The sequence below is a fragment of the Streptomyces sp. 8L genome (genome assembly GCF_020176795.1).
Classification (GTDB): domain Bacteria; phylum Actinomycetota; class Actinomycetes; order Streptomycetales; family Streptomycetaceae; genus Streptomyces.
The window spans coordinates 1-20735 of sequence record NZ_JAIUKE010000148.1 but is presented as its reverse complement, the minus strand read 5'-3'; the positions used below and the strand labels follow the sequence as shown (position 1 = coordinate 20735).

14 protein-coding genes are annotated in these 20735 nt (G+C 73.5%); 10 read left to right on the top strand and 4 right to left on the bottom strand.

From position 1 onward, the window contains the following. The first annotated feature begins 569 nt into the window (after positions 1–569). Both LCE31_RS14550 and LCE31_RS14545 read left to right on the top strand, forming a co-directional pair. Positions 570–2903: an MFS transporter gene (locus LCE31_RS14550; RefSeq protein ID WP_225014670.1), complete on the top strand. Its 2334-nt coding sequence runs from the start codon at positions 570–572 to the stop codon at positions 2901–2903. 180 nt (positions 2904–3083) lie between these two features. Then, a complete protein-coding gene (locus LCE31_RS14545) occupies positions 3084–3791 on the top strand; it encodes a hypothetical protein (RefSeq protein ID WP_225014668.1) in 708 nt (235 codons plus the stop codon). On the opposite strand, the gene LCE31_RS14540 is transcribed toward LCE31_RS14545, so the two are convergent. Beyond that, positions 3730–6378, bottom strand: a complete 2649-nt coding sequence (locus LCE31_RS14540; RefSeq protein WP_225014667.1) for a polysaccharide lyase family 8 super-sandwich domain-containing protein — start codon at positions 6376–6378, stop codon at positions 3730–3732. The genes LCE31_RS14545 and LCE31_RS14540 overlap by 62 nt on opposite strands. Positions 6379–6652: 274 nt before the next feature. On the opposite strand from LCE31_RS14540, the gene LCE31_RS14535 reads away from it, so the two are divergent. After that, positions 6653–8491, top strand: a complete 1839-nt coding sequence (locus LCE31_RS14535; protein ID WP_225014666.1) for a phospholipase C — start codon at positions 6653–6655, stop codon at positions 8489–8491. Positions 8492–8555: 64 nt separating this feature from the next. Here LCE31_RS14535 and LCE31_RS14530 read toward each other — a convergent pair whose 3' ends face one another. Then, a complete protein-coding gene (locus LCE31_RS14530; protein WP_225014665.1) occupies positions 8556–9524 on the bottom strand; it encodes a phosphatidylinositol-specific phospholipase C in 969 nt (322 codons plus the stop codon). Between the two features lie 373 nt (positions 9525–9897). On the opposite strand from LCE31_RS14530, the gene LCE31_RS14525 reads away from it, so the two are divergent. From LCE31_RS14525 to LCE31_RS14505, 5 genes are all read left to right on the top strand, one after another. Next, positions 9898–10326 (top strand): cold-shock protein, encoded by a 429-nt coding sequence (locus LCE31_RS14525; protein WP_263631846.1) that lies wholly within the window; start codon positions 9898–9900, stop codon positions 10324–10326. Between the two features lie 470 nt (positions 10327–10796). Further along, a complete protein-coding gene (locus LCE31_RS14520) occupies positions 10797–11630 on the top strand; it encodes a M55 family metallopeptidase (RefSeq protein WP_225014664.1) in 834 nt (277 codons plus the stop codon). Beyond that, complete coding sequence (locus LCE31_RS14515) at positions 11623–12960, top strand: M20/M25/M40 family metallo-hydrolase (protein ID WP_225014663.1); 1338 nt, start codon at positions 11623–11625, stop codon at positions 12958–12960. The genes LCE31_RS14520 and LCE31_RS14515 overlap by 8 nt, the downstream gene beginning before the upstream one ends. Before the next feature lie 11 nt (positions 12961–12971). Then, positions 12972–14984: a S9 family peptidase gene (locus tag LCE31_RS14510; RefSeq protein WP_225014662.1), complete on the top strand. Its 2013-nt coding sequence runs from the start codon at positions 12972–12974 to the stop codon at positions 14982–14984. After that, the gene (locus tag LCE31_RS14505) at positions 14981–15919 is read left to right on the top strand and encodes a S66 peptidase family protein (protein ID WP_225014661.1); all 939 of its coding nucleotides are present in this window, start codon (positions 14981–14983) and stop codon (positions 15917–15919) included. Before LCE31_RS14510 ends, LCE31_RS14505 begins: the two co-directional genes overlap by 4 nt. Before the next feature lie 44 nt (positions 15920–15963). On the opposite strand, the gene LCE31_RS14500 is transcribed toward LCE31_RS14505, so the two are convergent. Continuing rightward, positions 15964–16302 (bottom strand): DUF6204 family protein, encoded by a 339-nt coding sequence (locus LCE31_RS14500; RefSeq protein WP_225014660.1) that lies wholly within the window; start codon positions 16300–16302, stop codon positions 15964–15966. Between the two features lie 297 nt (positions 16303–16599). Between LCE31_RS14500 and LCE31_RS14495 the strand changes: the two genes are divergently transcribed. Continuing rightward, a complete protein-coding gene (locus tag LCE31_RS14495; protein WP_225014659.1) occupies positions 16600–16839 on the top strand; it encodes a hypothetical protein in 240 nt (79 codons plus the stop codon). A gap of 35 nt (positions 16840–16874) precedes the next feature. Here LCE31_RS14495 and LCE31_RS14490 read toward each other — a convergent pair whose 3' ends face one another. Beyond that, positions 16875–18761, bottom strand: coding sequence for a sigma-54-dependent Fis family transcriptional regulator (locus LCE31_RS14490; protein ID WP_225014658.1), 1887 nt, complete (start codon positions 18759–18761; stop codon positions 16875–16877). A gap of 297 nt (positions 18762–19058) precedes the next feature. Between LCE31_RS14490 and LCE31_RS14485 the strand changes: the two genes are divergently transcribed. Further along, positions 19059–20696, top strand: coding sequence for a methane monooxygenase (locus LCE31_RS14485; RefSeq protein WP_225014657.1), 1638 nt, complete (start codon positions 19059–19061; stop codon positions 20694–20696). Positions 20697–20735: the final 39 nt, after the last annotated feature.

Here is a 20735-nt window from a genome sequence, read left to right as displayed (position 1 = left end):
GGGCCCGCCCCTGGCCGGCGGCGCCGCGGCCCCCCCCCCGGGCCCCCCCCCCCCCCGGGCCCCCCCCGGGGGGGGGGGGGCCCGGGGGGGGGGCCCCCCCCCCGCCCGCGGGTGCCGGCGCCAGGTCAGCGCGTTAGTCGCCCGAGTCACCGATACGGGTGGTTTTCTCGGAGCGTGGCCGTGTGCGAACACGGCGCGCGCCCGCAAGAAAGCCCCTGATGAGCACCCCGGCGCACGACCGGATGTGCCGTACGCCCCCCTCGTCCGCCCCGGTACGACCCCTCCCTCCGCTTGCTCCCGCTTGGCGTGTAATGCGAGGAATGACGCCGCGCAGGGTGTGACGAGGGGAGCAGTACGTGGGCGGTACGACCACGCTGGTGAAGGAGACGGCGGGCGACGCCGGATACGGCGGGGGACTCTCTCCTGCGCCGGATTCGCCATCGCCCGAGGCCCCGCCAGGACCGGGGCCTTCGGCCGGACGCGAGGCTTCGGCCGGACGCGGGCCTTCGGCCGCCCCCGACGGCGGAGCCGGCGAAGCGCGCGGGGTCCGGCTCGTGTTCACCGGGCTGATGCTGGCGCTGCTGCTCGCCGCGCTCGACCAGATGATCGTGGCCACCGCGCTGCCGAAGATCGTCGGCGACCTGCACGGCCTCGACCGGATGTCCTGGGCGATCACCGCCTACCTGCTGACCTCCACGGTCGGCCTGCCCATCTACGGCAAGCTCGGCGACCTCTTCGGCCGCAAGGGCGTCTTCCAGTTCGCGATCGTCGTCTTCGTGATCGGCTCCGCCCTGTGCGGCTGGTCCCGGTCCATGGACCAGCTCATCGCCTTCCGCGCCCTCCAGGGGGTCGGCGCCGGCGGCCTGATGATCGGCGTGCAGGCGATCATCGGCGACATCGTGCCGCCACGGCAGCGCGGCAAGTACATGGGCCTCATCGGCGCCGCGTTCGGACTGGCCTCCGTGGCGGGCCCGTTGCTCGGCGGCTTCTTCACCGACCACGCCACCTGGCGCTGGTGCTTCTACTTCAACGTGCCGTTCGGGCTCGTCACCCTCGCCGTCGTCACGCTCGTCCTCAAGCTGCCGGGGCGCCGGGCCAGGGGGCGGCTCGACCTGCTCGGCGCGCTGCTGCTGACCGCCGCCTCCACCTGCCTGGTCCTGCTGACCAGTTGGGGCGGCACCGAGTACGCGTGGGGCTCGCGGGTGATCCTCGGCCTGGGCGCCGGAGCGGTCGGAACGGCCCTGCTGTTCCTGGTCGTCGAGCACCACGCCGTCGAACCCATCATCCCGCTGCGGCTGTTCCGCGACGCCGTCTTCACCGTCTCCGGCCTGATGGGCGCGGTCATCGGCATCGCCCTGTTCGGCGCGGCCAGTTACCTGCCGACCTTCCTCCAGATGGTCGACGGCGTCAGCGCCACCGCGTCCGGCCTGATGATGCTCCCGATGATGGGCGGCGTCGTCCTCGCCTCCATCGTCTCCGGCCAGCTCATCAGCCGCACCGGCCGCTACAAGCTCTACCCGATCCTCGGCTCCGCGCTCTCCGCCGTCGGCGTGTACCTGCTCTCCCGGCTCGGCGTCCACACGTCCGACCTGGCCACCGGCGTGGCGCAGGGCGTCCTCGGCATCGGCATCGGCCTCGTGATGCCGGTGCTCGTGCTCGTCGTGCAGAACTCCGTACGCCCCGCCGACCTCGGCACCGCCACCAGCGCCAACAACTACTTCCGCCAGATCGGCGGCAGCGTCGGCGCGGCCGTCTTCGGCACCCTGTTCGCGGGCCGCCTCACCGACGCGCTCGCCGACCGGCTCCCCGCGGGCGGCGCGCTGCCGAACGCCGAGTCCATCACCCCGGGTGTGGTCCGCGCCCTGCCCCACGCGCTGCGCGAGGCCTATGTCGACGCGTACGCGTCCGCCATGCCCCGGATCTTCCTCTACCTCGTGCCGGTGCTCGTCCTCGGCCTGTTGATCGCCTTCTTCCTCAAGGAGAAACCGCTGGTGTCCCACAACGCCCCCGCCGCCGAGACCACCGACCTCCCCGCCGCCCGGGCCGCCGCGCCCGGACACGACACCACGGGGTACGACAGCGCCCGGTACGCCGCCGCCGGCGCGTACTCCGCCGCGCCGCAGGGCGCGTCCGCCGGGTACAGCGCGGGCGTCGCCGTCTGCGGAACCGTCCAGCACTACGACGGCTCCGTGGTGCCGCGCGCCGCGCTCACCCTCATCGACGTGCACGGAGCGCAGATCGGGCGCGGCGCGAGCAGCGAGGACGGGCGCTACGCCCTCACCGTGCCGGGCGCCGGCTCGTACGTGATGATCGCCGCGGCCGGCGGCCACCAGCCGCAGGCCGTCACCGTGACCGTCGGGGAGCGCGCCGTCGACCTCGACGTGGTGCTCGGTGGGGCGGGCCGCCTGGCGGGCACCGTGGTCACCGCCGACGGAACGCCCGTACGGGACGCCGCCGTCACCCTCACCGACGTACGCGGCGAGGTCGTCGCGTCCACCCGCAGCGGACGCGAGGGCCTGTATGTGATCGGCGAACTCGTCGCCGGTGAGTACACGCTGGCCGCCAGCGCGCCCGCCTTCCGGCCCGCGGCCCTTCCGGTGAGCGTGCAGTCGTCGCGCGAGACCCGGCAGGACATCGAGCTCGCGGGCGGCGCCGTCCTGCGCGGCACGGTACGGGCGTCGGGCGGACGCCCCGTCGAGGACGCGCGCGTCACGCTGCTGGACGCGGCGGGCAATGTCGTGGATACGCTCACCACGGGCCCCGACGGCACCTTCCGCTTCGTGGACCTCTCGTCGGGCGAGTACACGGTGATCGCGGCCGGCTACCCGCCGGTCGCCACGGTTCTCCAGGTCGCGGGCGGCGGACGCACGGAGCGGGACCTCCAGCTGGGGCACGAGGACTGATCCCGGGCGGCGCGGGCGGCCTTCCGGACGGCCGCTGTCCACTGACTGATTTTCAGTCAGTAAATCGGGGACCTGTGAAGGGGCATCTCTTGGCGAATCGCCCCCTCAGCGCCCTGTCCGCGCCGTACCGTGGTGTCCAGGGCCGCGGATCTCCTGGCGGCACGGAAGGAGACCTCCCCCATGGACAGTGGTTTTCCGCCAGGTCTGTCGCGGCGGGTCGCGGCGGCCGGCCGGGTCCCGCTCGCGGTCGCCGTCGTGGACCGCGGCGGCCTGGTCTCGCACTGGTCGACGGGTGCCCGGAGGCTTTTCGGCCCCACGGCCCAGGAGGCGGCGGGCCGCCAGGCCGCGGACCTGATGCCGGTCGCGGGCGGGCTCGCCACGGACGAGACCGGCCTGGCCCACGGCGGCGAAGGGCCGGACGAGGGGGAGGCCCCCGTGTACCCGGCGGCCGGCCGTGCGACCCTCTCGGCGGCTGCCGGTGCCAGGACCGATGTGCTCTGGTGGGCCTACCCCCTCAAGGAGGCCGCTGGACCCGGCGCCGCCACCGGGAGCCGCCACGCGGCCGGGGACGGGCACCTCGTGCTCGCCGCCGACGCCCGCCGCCTGAGCCGCGGCGGCTCGCTGCCGTCGTCGTGCCGTACGCGGATCATGCCGGGCTTCGCCCGCTCCGCCCGGTTCCCCGAGGCCTCCAGCCTCGCCGCGCGACTGCCGTACATCCTCCCGGCCATGGGCCGTGCCGAAGCCGCGCGCATCACCGAACGGGTTCTCGAACTGGGCTACCCCGTCCTGGAGTTCAGCCCCTGCCGACAGGTTCCGGTCACGCCGGTCAGATATGTGCCCCGGCAGGCCGCGCGGACCGCTCCCGGTCCCCACGCAGCGTCACGGTGAGGCTGCGGCCGTAGACCTGGCGGGTCTCGGCCACGACCCGCGTCCCGCCCGGCACGCGGCGCACGCACACCCCCGCGTCGGCGTCGAGCACGGACAGCGCGGCTCCGTGCAGGGTCACGGCCGTACGGTCGTGCAGGGTGGTCGGGTCGGCGAGCGCGACGGAGACGGTGCCGGGCTCCGGGTGCCGCACGATCACCGAGGCCGGGCCCTCCACGGTCAGGCCGGGGAGCCGGTGCGGCCCCGGGGTGAAGGCGTTGACCGCCGTCAGGCCGAGCCCCCGGTGGCCGAGAGCCTGTACGCGGGGGGTGTTGGCGAGCACCCGCAGCGGGGCGGCCGCGCGCGGGCCGCCGGGCGGCGGCGAGCCGGGCGTGCCGTACGCGGTGGACGGCCCACCGTACGCGGCCAACTGCGCCGCAGAGGCGAGCGGGACGATCACATGGGCCGCCGACATCGGCGCCGCGCCCGGCTGTTGCTCGTACGCCACGGAGAACACCCTTTTGGTGACAGGGGTGTCCGGGTTGGCCGAGCGCACCAGCCGCCTGCTGCCGGTGACGGTCTCCAGGCGGACGACGGGGGCGGGGCCGTCGAGGAAGGCGTAGCCGACCGCCGGGCCGTCCGCTCCTTCGGAGTACCGCAGCCAGGCGAGCGGGGCGACCGCGTCGCCGGGGGCCCAGGGGCGCCCGTCCCGGCGCAGGCCCGTGACATCCGGTGCGTCCCCGGGGTCGCAGACACGGGTGTCGAGCGTGGTGGTCACCGCGCGCCCCGCCGGATCGCCCGCGCCCGCGACGAGCACCACGACGTCGTCGTCCAGCATGAACCACGAGGTGACCGCCGCCGCGTCCCGGTAGGTGACGAAGCCCTCCGGGAGCTTCCCGGCCCGCCCGGCCGCGTACGCCGCGCCCTGGCCGTGCACCAGGCCGACGGCCCCGTAGCCGTCCAGACTCGCCCCGCCGGAGAAGGAGTTGGTGGACCGGGGGAAGTACACGTACGTGTTCTGGGAGTCGGACGACGCGGTGAAGCCGGCGGCGGGATTGTCGTACCACTGCGTCCCGTACAGCTCCGGCACCGTCCGCCGGGTCTGGACGGGGGCCGTGACGCCCGCGAGGCGGTAGGGGGAGACGGTGGCGAGGTGGTCCACGCCGAAGTGCCGCGACTGGTCCTGCCCGGAGAGGTACAGCTGGTGCGCACCGGCCCCCTGGAACCAGGGGCGGAGATTCTCGCCGCTCATGTACTCGTACGCGCTGACCCGGGTGGAGCTGCGGGCCAGGGCGAAGGCCCAGCCCGGCCGCCGGTGTACGGTCCGGTCCATCGCGGACAGCGCGTGGTGGGACGGGGCCGCGGCCAGGTCCCGCGCCGGGAGCGACGGGTCCGCGAGCAGGTCGGCGTAGCGCACCGCGCGCACGGGGGAGACGAAGGCGCCGGGGGCGGGCGCCGCGGGCGACGCCTCGTGCAGGAACCGCGCGTACGAGCCGAGCGCGTCGGCGTCGGCGCCCTTCGCGTAGCCGCTCAGACCCACGACGGCCTCCACGACCGCCGCCGCGTCGGCGTACCCGGAGGCCGTACGCGACACACCGCGGCCCTTCACGATCTCCATCATCCAGCCCTCGAAGATCACCGGGGCGAACGAGCGGGTGATCCAGTCCACCGCGACCGCCACCACGGGGCCGGTGTCGGCATACCCGGCGCCGTCCAGGACGGCCACGGTGTCCGCGACCCGGCCCAGCAGGTCCCTGCCGTACGAGCCGGTGTAGGCCACCGACGCGTGCTGGAGGAACGAGCCGTCCGCGTAGAACCCGTCCGTCACCCGGTGGTCGAGGTGGTACGGGTCGATCGTCGCGAGCACGGTGAGCTGGTCGGCGACGGCCTTGGCGACGCGCGCCGAGTCGGCGAGCACGGAGCCCTGGAGGATGCGGTTGGTGGTGATGTCCGCGAGGTTCGCGCCGGTGTGGAACCGCGAGTCGAGATCGACGTCGCCGTCCTTGCCGTTGCGCAGATAGCCGTCCATGGAGGCCACGTACGCGGCGCTCAGGCCGGGGCTCCGGGCGGCGAGCCGGTCGGCGAGGAGCACCAGCACCCGGCTCACCGATGTGGAGATGCCGATCTCCCAGGTGTACCAGTTGCCGTAGTAGCCGTGCGCCTGGTCGCCGTAGTAGGCGTCGCGGAGATGGGTGAGGACGTCGATCACCCGGTCCTGGACGCCGGTGTCGCCGCGCAGGGTGGTTCCCGCGGGCCCCGGCACCCGCGTCGCGAGAGCGATGTCGTACAGGTACTGGTACGACGCCGACAGGTTGCTGTCGCTCGTGCCGAGCGGCAGCCCCTGGAACAGCTCCCCGTCCCCGGCGGCGTCCAGCGCGGCGAGCCGGGCGCGGGCGGTGGACTCGATGGCGGCGAGCCGGGCGGCGGCCTCGGGTCGCGCGGAACTCGCGGCGGTACCGGCGAGCAGTGCGACGGTGTTCGCCGCGAGGACGGCGGGATCGCCCGCGGTGGCGGCGCCGGGGGCGAGGGCGGCGGCCCGCGGCGCCGCGGCGGCCATCGCCAGGGCTCCGGCCGGGAGCGACGACAGGAGAGTGCGGCGCGAGATCGGCACGGGAACGCTCCAGCGGGGGACGACAGCGTCTTTCCCAACCCGTTCACCGTACCTGGACATGTCAATAGTGGCGTGTGGAAGGCCCGGGCGGAGCGCCTGGACGGTGCCGGGCCGCGCCGCCCGTCCTCACGTCAGGGTCCGGATGGCGGGACGGAACGGGGCAACGCGGACCGACTGCGGTACGGCGTCTGGCCACCGGGCCGTCCCTTCGGCAGACTCTCCGCGTTCACCCGCACATCGTCTTCGCGTCACCGAGGATCGGAGGGCCATCGGAATGGGCCGGACAGGCAGGATCGCGCGCACCCGGACATGGGGCGCCTGGCTCGGAGCCGCGGCGCTCGCCGCGCTGGCGACCGGTGGGACCGCGCACGCGGCGGAGACGGGCCCGGGCGGAAGGACGGCCACGCCCGTGAAGCATCTGGTCGTCCTGTTCGACGAGAACATCTCGTTCGACCACTACTTCGCGACGTATCCGCAGGCCGCCAACACCGACGGCACCCCCTTCACCCCGGCGCCCGGCACCCCGAAGGGGATCGACAACCTGCGCACCGCGGGGCTGCTCACCGGCAACCCCAACCAGTACCAGCCGAAGCGCCTCGGCCCCGGCCAGGCCGTCACCTGCGACCAGCGGCACGACTACGACCGCGAGCAGTACGCCTACAACCGCGGCAAGGCCGACCTGTTCGTCCAGAACACCGACTCGGGCAGGTGCTCGGGCAACCTGTACTACGAGCCCGGGCTCGTCATGGACTACTACGACGGCAACACCGTCACCGGCCTGTGGAACTACGCACAGCACTACTCCCTGAACGACAACTCGTTCGGGTCCGCGTACGGCCCCTCCACGCCCGGCGCGATCGAACTGGTCTCGGGACAGACCCACGGAGTCGTCTCCACCGACCCCTCCTCGTCGACCGAGCATCCGAAGCGCACCGCGAAGCCGGACCCCGCCGCGGTCGCCTCGCCGGACGCCGACGGCGTCGGCACCCTGATCACCGACCCGGACCCGGCCTTCGACGACTGCTCGAACAGCGACCACACCAGCAAGAGTTCACTGGCGATGCTGACCGGCAAGAACATCGGCGACCGGCTGAACGAGAAGGGCGTCAGCTGGGGCTGGTTCCAGGGCGGGTTCCGGCCCTCGACCCCCTGGGACGGCGACAGCGCCGACCACGCCAAGTGCGGCGGCACCGCCCACGCCAACGTCGGCGGCGCGTCCTCGGTCGACTACAGCCCGCACCACGACCCCTTCCAGTACTACGCCACCACCGCCAACCCCCACCACCTCGCGCCGCGTTCCGTCGCTGAGATCGGACACGGCGGACGCGCGAACCACAACTACGACCTGACCGACTTCGACGCGGCCCTGCGGGCCGGGCGGCTGCCCGCCGTGAGCTTCCTGAAGGCGCCCTCCTACCAGGACGGCCACGCCGGATACTCCGACCCGGTCGACGAACAGCACTTCCTCGTCGGCCAGATCAACAAGATCCAGCAGTCGCCGCAGTGGAAGGACACGGCGGTCGTCGTCGCGTACGACGACTCGGACGGCTGGTACGACCACGTCGCCTCGCCCGTGCTGAACGGCTCCACCGACTCCACGCCCACCTCCGCCGGCCAGGCGACGGACAGCCCGATGTGCCAGTCGGGGCCGGCCGCCGCGGGCGGCTACGCCGACCGGTGCGGGCCGGGCGCTCGGCAGCCGCTGCTCGTCATCTCGCCCTACAGCAAGGTCAATCACATCGACCACACCAAAACGGAGCAGGCGTCCATCACCCGGTTCATCGAGGAGAACTGGGGCACGCGCGACATCGGCGACCACTCCTTCGACCGCCGCGCCGGCAGCCTCGCGAACATGTTCGACTTCCGGCATCCCAGCAACCGGGAGACGCTGCTGAACAGCGACGGGTCCGTACGCTCCGTCGGCCCGATCCGCGCGGTCGCGCCGGTCACGGCCGACATCACAGGGCTGGCGAAGCAGAACGCGGCGCTGCGCGTGGCGTCGCCGGGCGGCGGGAGCGGCACACCGTGGGCCGCCGTCGCCCTCGGCGGTGTGCTCGTGGTGGCGGCGGCCGTCGCCGTCGCCGTGCGCCGCCGCACGGAGTCCGGCCGCTGAGCGACGCCCCCGGCGCCGGGCGGGGCGGAGCGGGGAGTACCCGCGGGCCCGCGGCTCGGCGGTGTCAGTGCCAGTTCCAGTCGATGAGTGTGGCCAGCGTGTCCGAGTGGAAGTCCGGGAAGTCCATGGGCACGACGCCGAGATGCGTACGGTCCGACAGCCGGCCCGCCAGATAGCTCTGCACCCCTGGCATGATCGAGTCGGCGTTGACCTTGGGCCAGCCGCCGCCCGCGTAGCTGGTGAAGTTGATGTACATCAGCGCCGAGTCCTGGTCCCGGGCGGCGTTGTCGAACTGCTGGGTGACCTTCGACGTCTTCTGGGACGGCGAGGACAGGCCCTGGTAGATGTCCTGGAGCGAGAACCACTGGTTGGACAGGAAGTCGTTGTCCCCGCCCGGCCATTGGAGGACCGGCAGGTCGTTGTCGAACTGTGCGATCAGGACGATGCGGCCGCGCGCCTGGCCGAGCGACGGCACCTGGTCGGCGAGGAGGAACCAGGGGCGCCAGCCCTTGGTGTCGAGATACACGTTCAGGACGTTTTCGAAGTTGGCGCCGACGTCGTTGTTGGTGCCGTTCTCCTTCTTCAGCCGCATCACGATCGTCTCGTGCGGGTGCTGCTCCAGGAAGTCCCGGCACTGCGAGAGCACGCCGTCGAAGGTGATGCCCTGGTAGTACCCGGAGTGGTAGATCCCGAACGAGTCGCCGAGATGGTCCTGGAGGCCGTTGGCCCGGATGTCCAGGAACCTGACGCCGCGCTGGAGCTGCTCGGCGATGCCCCAGTTCTGGGTGTGCGACCACTCGGTGCCGTTGGCGGGGTCGGTGCAGCAGGAGTCGTGGGTACCGGGGATCGTCATCCGCAGCAGGGAGAGGCTGTCGGGCAGGGCGCCCATCCAGTCGGCGGGAATCGCGCTGCCGGTGGTGCCGGCGGCGCGCGGGACGGTCGACGCGCGCGCGGGCGCCATGGCTGCGCCGGTCACGAGGGCGGTGGAGGCGACGGCGGCGGAACGTATGAGGGAGCGACGGCTCAAGGTCATGGGGCAGTCTCCGCCCCGCGTCGCGCCCCGCGCAACACCGGGCGGACGTCTCGGAGGCGGCGTTCACGCGGAGTGGCCCGCCGTCGTACGGGGGCCGAACAGTGTCTGGACACGGGGGGATTGGGCCGCCCGCTGTCCGTGCGGGCCCGTCCCGGCCCCGCCGCGGAGGCCGGCTCGCGGCGGGCTCCTCCGCGCGCCGCTCGACGCCCCGCCGCGGGTCCTCCTCGGCGGCCACGGGCGGCGGCGCGAGCCGGTGTGACCCTGGACCACGCCGCGCCTTCACCCCCGGTGGAGGGTGCGGTAGCGTGACGCGTGGCGGCGGGTCCGGGGTGCCGCCGCAGGGGTGGCTGATCCGGTGTGAGTGATGGGGTGCATGGTGGCAACGGGCAAGATCATCCGGTTCGACGGGGTTCGCGGTTACGGGTTCGTCGCTCCGAGCGGTGGGGGTGATGACGTCTTCCTGCACGTGAACGACCTCCTGGTGGACAAGTCCCTGATCGCGCCGGGTGTGCGGGTCGAGTTCGATGTGGAGAACGGGGACAAGGGCCTCAAGGCGGCCCACGTCAGTGTGGTGGAAGGCGCGGAAGGCAATGACGCCGCGCCCGTCCCCGCCGTGCAGCGCTCGGAGCCCCGCATCCTGGTGGACGACGGGCTCTGCGACATCCTGTCCGCCCGCGAGTTCTCCGACGAGGTCACGGAGGCGCTGCTGAGCGCCGCCCCCGGGATCACCGCGGAGCAGATCCTCCAGATCCGCAGCCACCTCGGCAGGCTCGCCACCGGCCACGGCTGGGTCGAGGCGTAACCGCCCACCCGAGCGCCACGCCGAGCGCGCCGGCACGCTGAGCGCGCTCGGTACGGCCCGTCGCGGCGAAGGCTCTCAGCACGTCTCGCCGCGCGGCGCTTCAGCACGGCCCGGCGCGGTGAAGGCGCTCGGACGCGGCCGGGCCTCTCCGGTGCGGCCGGGCCCCCGCCCCTGCGGCCGGGCTCTGCCCGTCCGGCGTCGGCCGCCGGCACCGGCTGTCGTTCGGCCGTACGCACCCGGCCGCGCGGCCTCCTCCGGGCGCTCTCCGTCCCATCTCCCGCCGGACCGGCGGGCGTTCCCCGTCGACCCGCGACGCCGCCCCGCCGCAGGGCCCTCCGCGGCCCTCACCCGGCCACACCGCCGCACAGGACCGGTGTGGGCCGGCCGGAGTCCCGAGTGGTCTACTGGTCCCGTTCAGCATGGACGCCGGCGGGGCAAGGCCCCACTGGCCTGGGAGAACGGGGCGGTTCTTGAAGATCCTCATCAGTGCCGACATGGAGGGCGCGACCGGTGTCACCTGGCCGGCCGACGTGCTCCCCGGCACACCGCAGTGGGAGCGCTGCCGGGCCCTGTTCACCTCCGACGTGAACGCGGCGGTGCTCGGCTTCTACGACGGCGGCGCGGACGAGGTCCTCATCAACGAGGCCCACTGGTCGATGCGCAACCTCCTGCTGGAGCGGCTGGACGAGCGGGCCCAGATGCTCACCGGCCGGCACAAGCCGCTCTCCATGGTCGAGGGCGTGCAGCACGGCGACATCGACGCGATCGCCTTCATCGGCTACCACACCGCAGCGGGCACCGAGGGCGTCCTCGCCCACACCTACCTCGCCAACTCCATCACCGGCGTCTGGCTGAACGGCACCCGCGCCAGCGAGGGCCTGCTCAACGCGCACGTCGTCGCCGAGTACGGCGTCCCCGTCGTGCTCGTCACCGGCGATGACCTGACCTGCGTGGACGCGGAGGGCTACGCGCCCGGCGCCCGCAAGGTCGCCGTCAAGGACCACGTCTCGCGCTACGCGGCCGTCTGCCGCACCCCCGCGCGCACCGCCGCCGACATCCGGGCCGCCGCCAAGGAGGCCACCGCGCTGGCCGGCCGGTACGAGCCCGTCGCGGGCGGCCCGTTCACCGTGGAGCTGGAGTTCGACGCCGCGCACCTCGCCGACGCGTCGACCGTCGTGCCCGGTGTCGCCCCGAGCGGCGAGCGCCGCGTCTCGTACACGTCCCCGACGATGTACGAGGCCATCCGTACCTTCAAGGCCGTCACCACGATCGCCTCGTCCGCAGTGGAGGAGCAGTATGGCTGAGCAGCACGTCCCCGGAGCCATCGACGGCATCGCGCTCGACGAGGTCACCACCTTCACCTCCGAGCTCATCCGCATCGACACCACCAACCGGGGCGGGGGGGGCTGCCAGGAGCGCCCCGCCGCCGAGTACGCGGCCGAGCGCCTGGCCGCCGCCGGGCTCGACCCCGTCATCCTCGAACGCACCAAGGGCCGCGGCAACGTTGTCGCGCGGATCGCGGGCACCGACCCGTCCGCCGACGCGCTCCTCGTCCACGGCCACCTCGACGTCGTACCCGCCGAGCCCGCCGACTGGACCGTGCACCCGTTCTCCGGCGAGGTCCGCGACGGTGTCGTGTGGGGGCGCGGCGCCGTCGACATGAAGTACATGGACGCGATGGTCCTGTCGGTCGTACGGGCCTGGGCCCGCGCCGGCGTCCGGCCCCGCCGCGACATCGTCGTCGCCTTCACCGCGGACGAGGAGGCCAGCGCGGAGGACGGCTCCGGCTTCCTCGCCGACCAGCACCCCGGTCTGTTCGACGGCTGCACCGAGGGCATCAGCGAGTCCGGCGCGTACACGTACCACGCCGGAGGCATGGAGCTGTACCCGATCGCCGCCGGCGAGCGCGGCACCGCCTGGCTCAAGCTCACCGCGCACGGCAGGGCGGGCCACGGCTCCAAGGTCAACCGGCAGAACGCGGTCAGCCGCCTGGCTGCCGCCGTCACCCGCATCGGCGAGCACGAGTGGCCGCTGCGGATCACCCCCACCGTCCGTGCCGCGATCGAGGAACTCGCCGCGCTGAGGGACGTCGAGACCGGCTTCGACAAGCCGGACTTCGACATCGAGGCGCTCCTCGGCCGGCTCGGCGACACCCGTTCCCTCGTCGAGGCGACCGTACGCAACAGCGCCAACCCGACCATGCTGGACGCCGGTTACAAGGTCAACGTGATCCCGGGCCACGCCACCGCGCGGGTCGACGGCCGGATCGTGCCCGGCGGCGACGAGGAGTTCACCGCCACCATGGACCGGCTCACGGGCCCGGACGTGGACTGGGAGTTCGACCACCGCGAGGTCGCGCTCCAGGCCCCGGTCGACTCCCCGACGTTCGCGAAGCTGCGCGCCGCCGTGGAGCGGTTCGCGCCCGAGGGCCGCACGGTCCCGTTCTGCATGACCGGCGGCACCGACGCGAAGCAGTTCTCCCGCCTCGGCATCACCGGCTACGGGTACGCGCCGCTCAAGCTGCCGAAGGACTTCGACTACCAGGCGCTGTTCCACGGTGTGGACGAGCGGGTGCCCGTCTCCGCCCTGCACTTCGGCGCTCGCGTCCTCGACCACTACCTCCAGACCGCGTGAAGGAGCCGACCATGGCCACCACTTCGCAGTACGGCACCTGGCCCTCCCCGATCGACGCCGCGCTCGCCGCGTCCCACGACGGCAGGCCCGAATACCTCGGCACCGTCGGCGACGAGGTGTGGTGGACCGCGCCCCGCCCCGCCGAGGGCGGCAGGCGGGCCCTGGTCCGCAGGCGCCCCGACGGCACCGAGGAGTCGGTGCTGCCCGCCCCGTGGAACGTGCGCAGCCGCGTCATCGAGTACGGCGGCCTGCCCTGGGCCGGAGCCCCCCGCGCGAGCGGCGGCCCCCTCGTGGTCTTCGTCCACTTCCCCGACCAGCGGCTCTACGCCTACGAGCCGGACGGCGGCGGCGAGCCCCGACCGCTCACCCCGCTCTCGTCCGTCGGCGGCGGCCTGCGCTTCGCGGACCTCAGGGTCGAGCGGGAGCGCGGCGAGGTCTGGTGCGTCATGGAGGAGTTCACCGGCGAGGCGCCCACCGACGTGCGGCGCGTCATCGTCGCCGTACCGCTCGACGGCTCGGCCGCCGACGACAGGGCGGCGCTGCGGGAACTCTCCGACGGGCGGCACCGCTTCGTCACCGGGCCGCAGCGCTCGCCCGACGGGCGCCGCGTCGCGTGGATCGCCTGGGACCACCCCCGGATGCCGTGGGACGGCACCGAGGTGGTGCTCGCCGAAGTGCCCGCGGACGGCGGACCGTTCACCGGCGCCACCACGGTGCTCGGCGGCCCGGACGAGGCCGTCTCGCAGATCGCGTGGGCCGAGGACGGTGCCCTGCTCTACGCCTCCGACCCCGGCGGTTGGTGGGAGCTGCGGCGCGTCGCCGCCGACGGCCTCGCCGACGCGCGCGCCCGCTCCACCGCGCTCCTGCCCGCCCGGCAGGAGGAGTTCGCGGGCCCGCTGTGGCGCGTGGGCATGCAGTGGTTCCTGCCGCTGCCCGGCGGCCGGATCGCCGCGATCCACGGCACCGGCACCAACGCGCTCGGTGTCCTCGACCCGGCCGCGGGCACCCTCACCGACATCGAGGGCCCCTGGAACGAGTGGGCGTCCACGCTGGCCGCGCACGGCACGACCGTCGTCGGGCTCGCCGCGAGCGCCCGCACCTCCCACGAGATCGTGGAGGTCGACACCGCGACCGGGACCGCGCGGGTCATCGGCTCCGCGCACCGCGACGCCGTCGACCCGGCATATGTCTCCGCGGGCGAGGAGCGCGTCTTCACCGGCCCCGGCGGCCGGGAGATCCACGCGCACGTGCACCCGCCGCACCACCCGGAGTTCACCGGCCCCGAGGGTGAACTGCCGCCGTACGTGATCTGGGTGCACGGCGGGCCCACCAGCCGTACGCCGCTCGTACTCGACCTGGAGATCGCCTACTTCACCACGCGCGGCATCGGCGTCGCCGAGGTGAACTACGGAGGCTCCACCGGCTACGGCCGCCAGTACCGGGAGCGGCTGCGCGAGCAGTGGGGCGTGGTGGACGTGGAGGACTGCGCCGCCGTCGCCCTCGCGCTCGCCGCCGAGGGCAGCGCCGACCGGACGAAGCTCGCCGTGCGCGGCGGCAGCGCGGGCGGCTGGACCACCGCCGCCTCCCTGACCTCGAAGAGCGCCCGCGACGTGTGGGCCTGCGGGGCGATCAGCTACCCGATCCTGGACCTCGGCGGCTGGGCCACCGACGAGACGCACGACTTCGAGTCCCAGTACCTGGAGTCGCTGATCGGCCCGTACGCCGAGGTGCCCGAGCGCTACCGGGACCGCTCCCCGATCCACCTCGTGGAGAACATCACGGCGCCGTTCCTGCTGCTCCAGGGCCTCGACGACGTGATCTGCCCGCCCGCGCAGTGCGACCGGTTCCTCGCCGCCGTCGCGGGGCGTGGCGTCCCGCACGCGTACCTCTCCTTCGAGGGCGAGGGCCACGGCTTCCGCAGGAAGGACACCATGGTCCGCTGCCTGGAGGCCGAACTCTCGCTGTACGCGCAGACCTTCGGCTTCGAGCGCGGCGACGTCCCCCACCTGGAGCTGGCCCCGTGACGTACCGCGTCTCCCCGCTGACGAGGCCCCGGCGGCTGGTGCCGGGCGACCGGGTCGCGATCGTCGCGCCCAGCGGCCCGGTGCCCGAGGACCGGCTCCTGGCCGGGCTCGACCTCCTGCGGGGCTGGGGCCTCGATCCGGTCGTCGCGCCCCACGTCCTCGCCCGGCACCCGCGCTTCCCCTACCTCGCGGGCGACGACGCCGACCGGGCGCGCGACCTGCTGGCCGCCTGGTGCGACCCGGGGACCGCCGCCGTGATCTGCGCACGCGGCGGTTACGGCGCGCAGCGCATGGTCGACCTGCTCGACTGGGACGCCATGCGGGCCGCACCGCCCAAGGTGTTCGTCGGCTACAGCGACATCACCGCGCTGCACGAGGCGTTCGCGACCCGGCTCGGCCTTGCCACCCTGCACGGCCAGATGACGGCGGCCGCCGTCTTCCTCGACGACAAGGACAGCCAGGAGCACCTGAGGGCCACCCTGTTCGAACCCGAGACAGTGCGGACGCTCGGCCTACCCACGGCCCGCGCCCTGGTCCCCGGCCGTGCCACGGGTGTCACCCTCGGCGGCTGTGTCAGCCTGCTCGCCGCCGACCTCGGCATCCCGCACGCGCGCCCGTCGGCCGCGGGCGGGCTGCTGATGATCGAGGACACCGGCGAGGAGCCGTACCGCCTCGACCGGATTCTCACCCAACTGCTGCGCGCCGGCTGGCTGGACGGGGTGGCGGGCATCGGCCTCGGCTCCTGGCAGGGGTGCGGCCCGTACGAGGCGGTACGCGACGTCTTCCTCGACCGCCTCGGCCCGCTCGGCGTGCCGGTGGTGGAGGAGCTGGGCTTCGGGCACGGCACTCCGGCGCTGACCGTGCCGTTCGGCGTGCCCGCCGTGCTCGACGCGGCGAGCGCGACGCTGACGCTGGAGGTACCGGCGCTGGTGTGAGCAGGTCCGGGGCCGCGGCCCCGGGACCGGACCACCGCCGCGCGTCAGCGGCGCGACGGCCTGTTGATCTTCATCGTGTCCATGTCCGTCGCGGTGGAACGCAGCTCGCCGTGGCCGTACCCCAGCGCGTCGAGAGCGTCCGCCGCCCGCTCCTCGGCCAGCAGGGCCGCCATCTCCTCGCCCTCGTCGGCGTCGGAGACGATCTCGTAGCGGTAGCTGAAGTGCCGGAGCGCCCTGTCATAGACGAGCGAGCCCTCCGGAGTGAACCGGTGCTGCGCCAGGCCGTGTTCGTCCACCTCGGCGAGCAGCTCCCGCCGCGCCCCGTCCGTCAGGGCCCGCCAGGTGCCGCGTACGATCACGCGATACGTGTGCTGGGTGCTCATCCGCGCTGCGTCCTCTCTCATCCGTGCCCGGGCCGCGTACCCGCAGCTCCCCGCGCGGTGGCCGCCTCGGTGCCGGGCAGCCCGCAGCATACGGGGGGCGGGCGCGGCGCACCCGTGCTTTTCGGCGGGCGCTCCCGCACCGGCGGCGACGCCCGAGGCCCATACCGGCGCCCGCTCCTGTACCGGCGCCCGCCGACCGGGGCCCTCTCAGCGGCCGGGGCCTTCTCACCGCCCCGGGTGTGTGCGACGTCTCACAATGAGCCCCCCCCCGGCACCGGGCGGGTGCACACTCCGCCCATGACGTCGCATCTGCATCGCATACGCCTGCTCGCCGGGTGCGGGATGGGCCTGGCCCTGTCCGGACTCGTACTGGCCCTCGCGGGGCAGGGCGCCGCGGGCCGCGGTGTCGCGCTCGCCGGGGCGGGGCTGCTGCTGTGGGAGCGGGCCGCGCTCGCGCTGGCCCGCTGGGCGGCCCGGCGCGCCGGGCTCCCCGGCCCCGCGCGTGCCGCGGCGGCGGCCGAACGCGGGGACGGGTGACCGGCGCGGGTGGCCCGGAGCACGGCGGGGCAGGGTCAGTCCGCCGCGGACGGCCCGCCCGCGGCGCCGCCGATACTGATCTGGTAGCCGGTGATCTTGCGGTACATCGTCGCGCGTGAGATGCCCAGCGCCTTCGCCGCCCTGGACTTGTCGCCGCCGTGGTCGAGCAGCGCCCGCACGATCATGTCGCGCTCCGTCTGCTCCCATGCCGTGAGCGGGTGCTGTGCGTGGGAGAGCAGCGAGGGCGGCAGGTCGCTCTCCTCGATCCAGGGACCCGAGCGGTGCGCCAGCGCGTAGCGCAGGCTTCCCTCCAACTGCCGCACGTTGCCCGGCCAGTTGGCCTGGGTCAGGGCGCGCAGCGCGGGACCTGAGCACTGCACGTCGCTGCCGTCCGCGTGCCGCGCGAGCAGGAGGGGCACCAGCGGCGCCACATCGTCCGGGCGCAGCCGCAGGGGCGGGACCGTCACCTCCGAGGGGAAGTTGCGGGCCGGGCGGGCGTCGCCCTCCGCGGCCCGGTCGCGCGGCGCGGACAGCGCCACCACCCAGCCGGGACGGTCCGCCGCGGCCCGCAGCAGCCCGTCGAGCGCCGCGACCGCCGTGGCCGGCAGCAGGTCGAAGTGGCGCAGGACCAGCGTCTCGGTGCCGTCGGTGTCGAGCGTCCGCGCGACGGCACGCAGCCAGGACGCCGTGGACCGGCCCGCCCGCGCGCAGTCGTGCACGGTCAGCCTGCGCCCCGGGAACTGGTGGCGGTGCACCGCACGTACCAGCGCGAGTTTGCCCACGCCCTGCTCGCCCGCGACCAGCGTCCACCGGCCCGCCTCGGCGAACGCCGTGATCCGGTGCACCAGCGACCGCCAGGCCGCGCTGCGGCCCGCGAGGCCCGGCAGCCGGACCTGCGGAGGCGGCGGCGGAGGACCCGCCGCCTCGGGGGAGTGGGCGGGCAGCACCTGGATCTCCACGACATACCCGGCGTTGCCTCCGATGCCCGGCGCCTGCACCGGCCGCGCCCGCGCCCGCACACTGCGCCCGTCCTGGAGCTGGAGGTCGGCCGCGCCGCCCCGCGCGAGGCCCGCCGCGCGCTCCCGCAGCAGCCGGTGGTCGGCGGGGCCGAGCAGCTCGGAGGCGGTGGCGTCCGCCATGAAGCAGTCGTCGGCGACCGCCACCAGGAGCCGCCCGGGGCCCCGCCGGCCGGTCACGAACGCGTCGAGCAGCGCCCGTTCCCGCAGCGTCGCGAGGTCCAGCAGCCTGCCCTCGATGTCCGCGGCGGCCTCCTGCACCAGCGCCACCATCAGCGGCGACGCGGTCGCGCGCCAGCTCGTCAGGTCGACCAGGCCGATGATCCGCCCGCTCGTCGGGTTGCGTATCGGGGCCGCCGCGCACGACACCCGCTGGAGCCGCTCGGAGAAGTGCTCGGAGCCGAAGACGCAGGCCGTCCTGCCGTCCTCGATCGCCGTGCCGATGCCGTTCGTGCCGACGAACTCCTCGGCGTAACTGAAGCCGGGCGCCAGCGAGATGGCGTCCAGGTGCCCGGACAGCTCCCTGTTGCCGACCCGCCGCTGCCTGATGCGCGACTTCGCGTCCGTGAGGATCAGCGAGATCGGACTGTCCGCGAGCGTCCCGGCGAGCCGGTCGAGCACGGGAGCGGCCGCCGCGCTCAGCTTGCTGTGCGGGTCGAGGTCCGGATCGTAGGGGGTCTCGATACGGTCCGTGTCCACCCCCCACAGCCGGGAGCGCTGCCAGGAGTTGAGGATCGGTTCGCGCACCACGAGCTCCGGCACCGGCTCGCCCTCGAGGAAGAGCTCCCGTGCCTTGCGGGACCCGGACCTCGCCCCGGGCCCGCGCGCCTCCGGTTCCGCACCGGACCGCCGGCGCTCGTCCCCGGCACCGCGCCCATCGTCCGCGACAACGCCGTCACGGCCCATCCGCACACCACCTCACCCTGCGCCGTGGCGGGTCCCGTCCGACCGGGCCGGCCCGCCCGCTCGATCACGTACCGCCACCGCGTTATGACTCGCACGGTAAGGAAGCGCGCCGTCCGGCGCCAGAGGGTGCGCGCCGCCGGGTGTCTCAACTTGAGACGCGCCGGGGGCTCCGTACGCCGCACAGTGGTCCGCGACCCGGTCGCCGGAGGCTGCCGCCGATCGTCGCGGGCAGTGCGCCGCCGCGGCGGCCGGTGGTCCGTGGACCGGGGGACACCGAGCTACTCGTAAGGAGAGCACGTGAGCCGACAGAGCCTCAGCAAGGCGCACAAGAAGATCACCGAGTTGTCCTGGGAGCCGACCTTCGCCACCCCGGCGAACCGGTTCGCCACGGACTACCGCTTCGACAAGGCGCCCAAGAAGGACCCGCTCAAGCAGGTGCTGCGCTCCTACTTCCCGATGGAGGAGGAGAAGGACAACCGCGTGTACGGCGCGATGGACGGCGCCATCCGCGGCAACATGTTCCGCCAGGTGCAGCAGCGCTGGATGGAGTGGCAGAAGCTGTTCCTCTCGATCATCCCGTTCCCGGAGATCTCCGCGGCCCGCGCGATGCCGATGGCCATCGGCGCGGTGCCCAACCCGCAGCTGCACAACGGGCTCGCGGTCCAGATGATCGACGAGGTGCGGCACTCGACGATCCAGATGAACCTCAAGCGCCTCTACATGAACCACTACATCGACCCGGCCGGCTTCGACATCTCGGAGAAGGCGTTCGCGAACTGCTACGCGGGCACCATCGGCCGCCAGTTCGGCGAGGGGTTCATCACCGGCGACGCGATCACCGCGGCCAACGTCTATCTGACGCTGGTGGCCGAGACCGCGTTCACCAACACCCTGTTCGTGGCCATGCCCGCGGAGGCCGCCGCCAACGGCGACTACCTGCTGCCGACCGTCTTCCACTCGGTGCAGTCCGACGAGTCGCGGCACATCTCCAACGGCTACTCGATCCTGCTGATGGCGCTCGCCGACGAGGGCAACCGGCAGCTGCTGGAGCGCGACCTGCGCTACGCGTGGTGGAACAACCACTGCGTGGTGGACGCCGCCATCGGCACGTTCATCGAGTACGGGTCCAAGGACCGCCGCAAGGACCGCGACAGCTACGCGGAGATGTGGCGCCGCTGGATCTACGACGACTACTACAGGTCGTACCTGATCCCGCTGGAGAAGTACGGCCTGAAGATCCCGCACGACCTCGTCGAGGCGGCATGGGACCGGATCTGGAACAAGGGCTACGTGCACAAGGTCGCCCAGTTCTTCGCCACCGGCTGGCCCGTCAACTTCTGGCGGATCGACGGCATGACGGACGACGACTTCGAGTGGTTCGAGTCCAAGTACCCGGGCTGGTACAACGAGTACGGCCGCTGGTGGGAGGCGTACAACCGGCTCCGGCACCCGAAGGGCAACAAGCCCATCGCCTTCGAGGACGTCAACTACCAGTACCCGCACCGGTGCTGGACCTGCATGGTGCCGTGCCTCGTCCGTGAGGACATGGTGGTCGACAAGGTCGACGGGCAGTGGCGCACCTACTGCTCCGAGACCTGCGCCTGGACCGACACCACGGCCTTCCGCCCGGAGTACGAGGGCCGCGCCACGCCCTCGATGGGCCGGCTCACCGGCAAGCGCGAATGGGAGACCGTGTACCACGGCCAGGACCTCGCGGACATCGTCAAGGACCTCGGGTACGTACGCGACGACGGCAGGACCCTCGTGCCGCAGCCGCACCTGGACCTCGACGACCCGAAGAAGCTGTGGACGCTGGACGACGTCCGCGGCAACACCTTCATCAGCCCGAACGTGTCGCTGAACGAGATGAGTGACGAGGAGCGCGAGGCCCACGTGGCCGCGTACCGCTCCCACTCGAACGTGACACCCGCCTGATCCCGTCCTGACCCCGTCCCGCCCCTCGGGGCTCCCCGC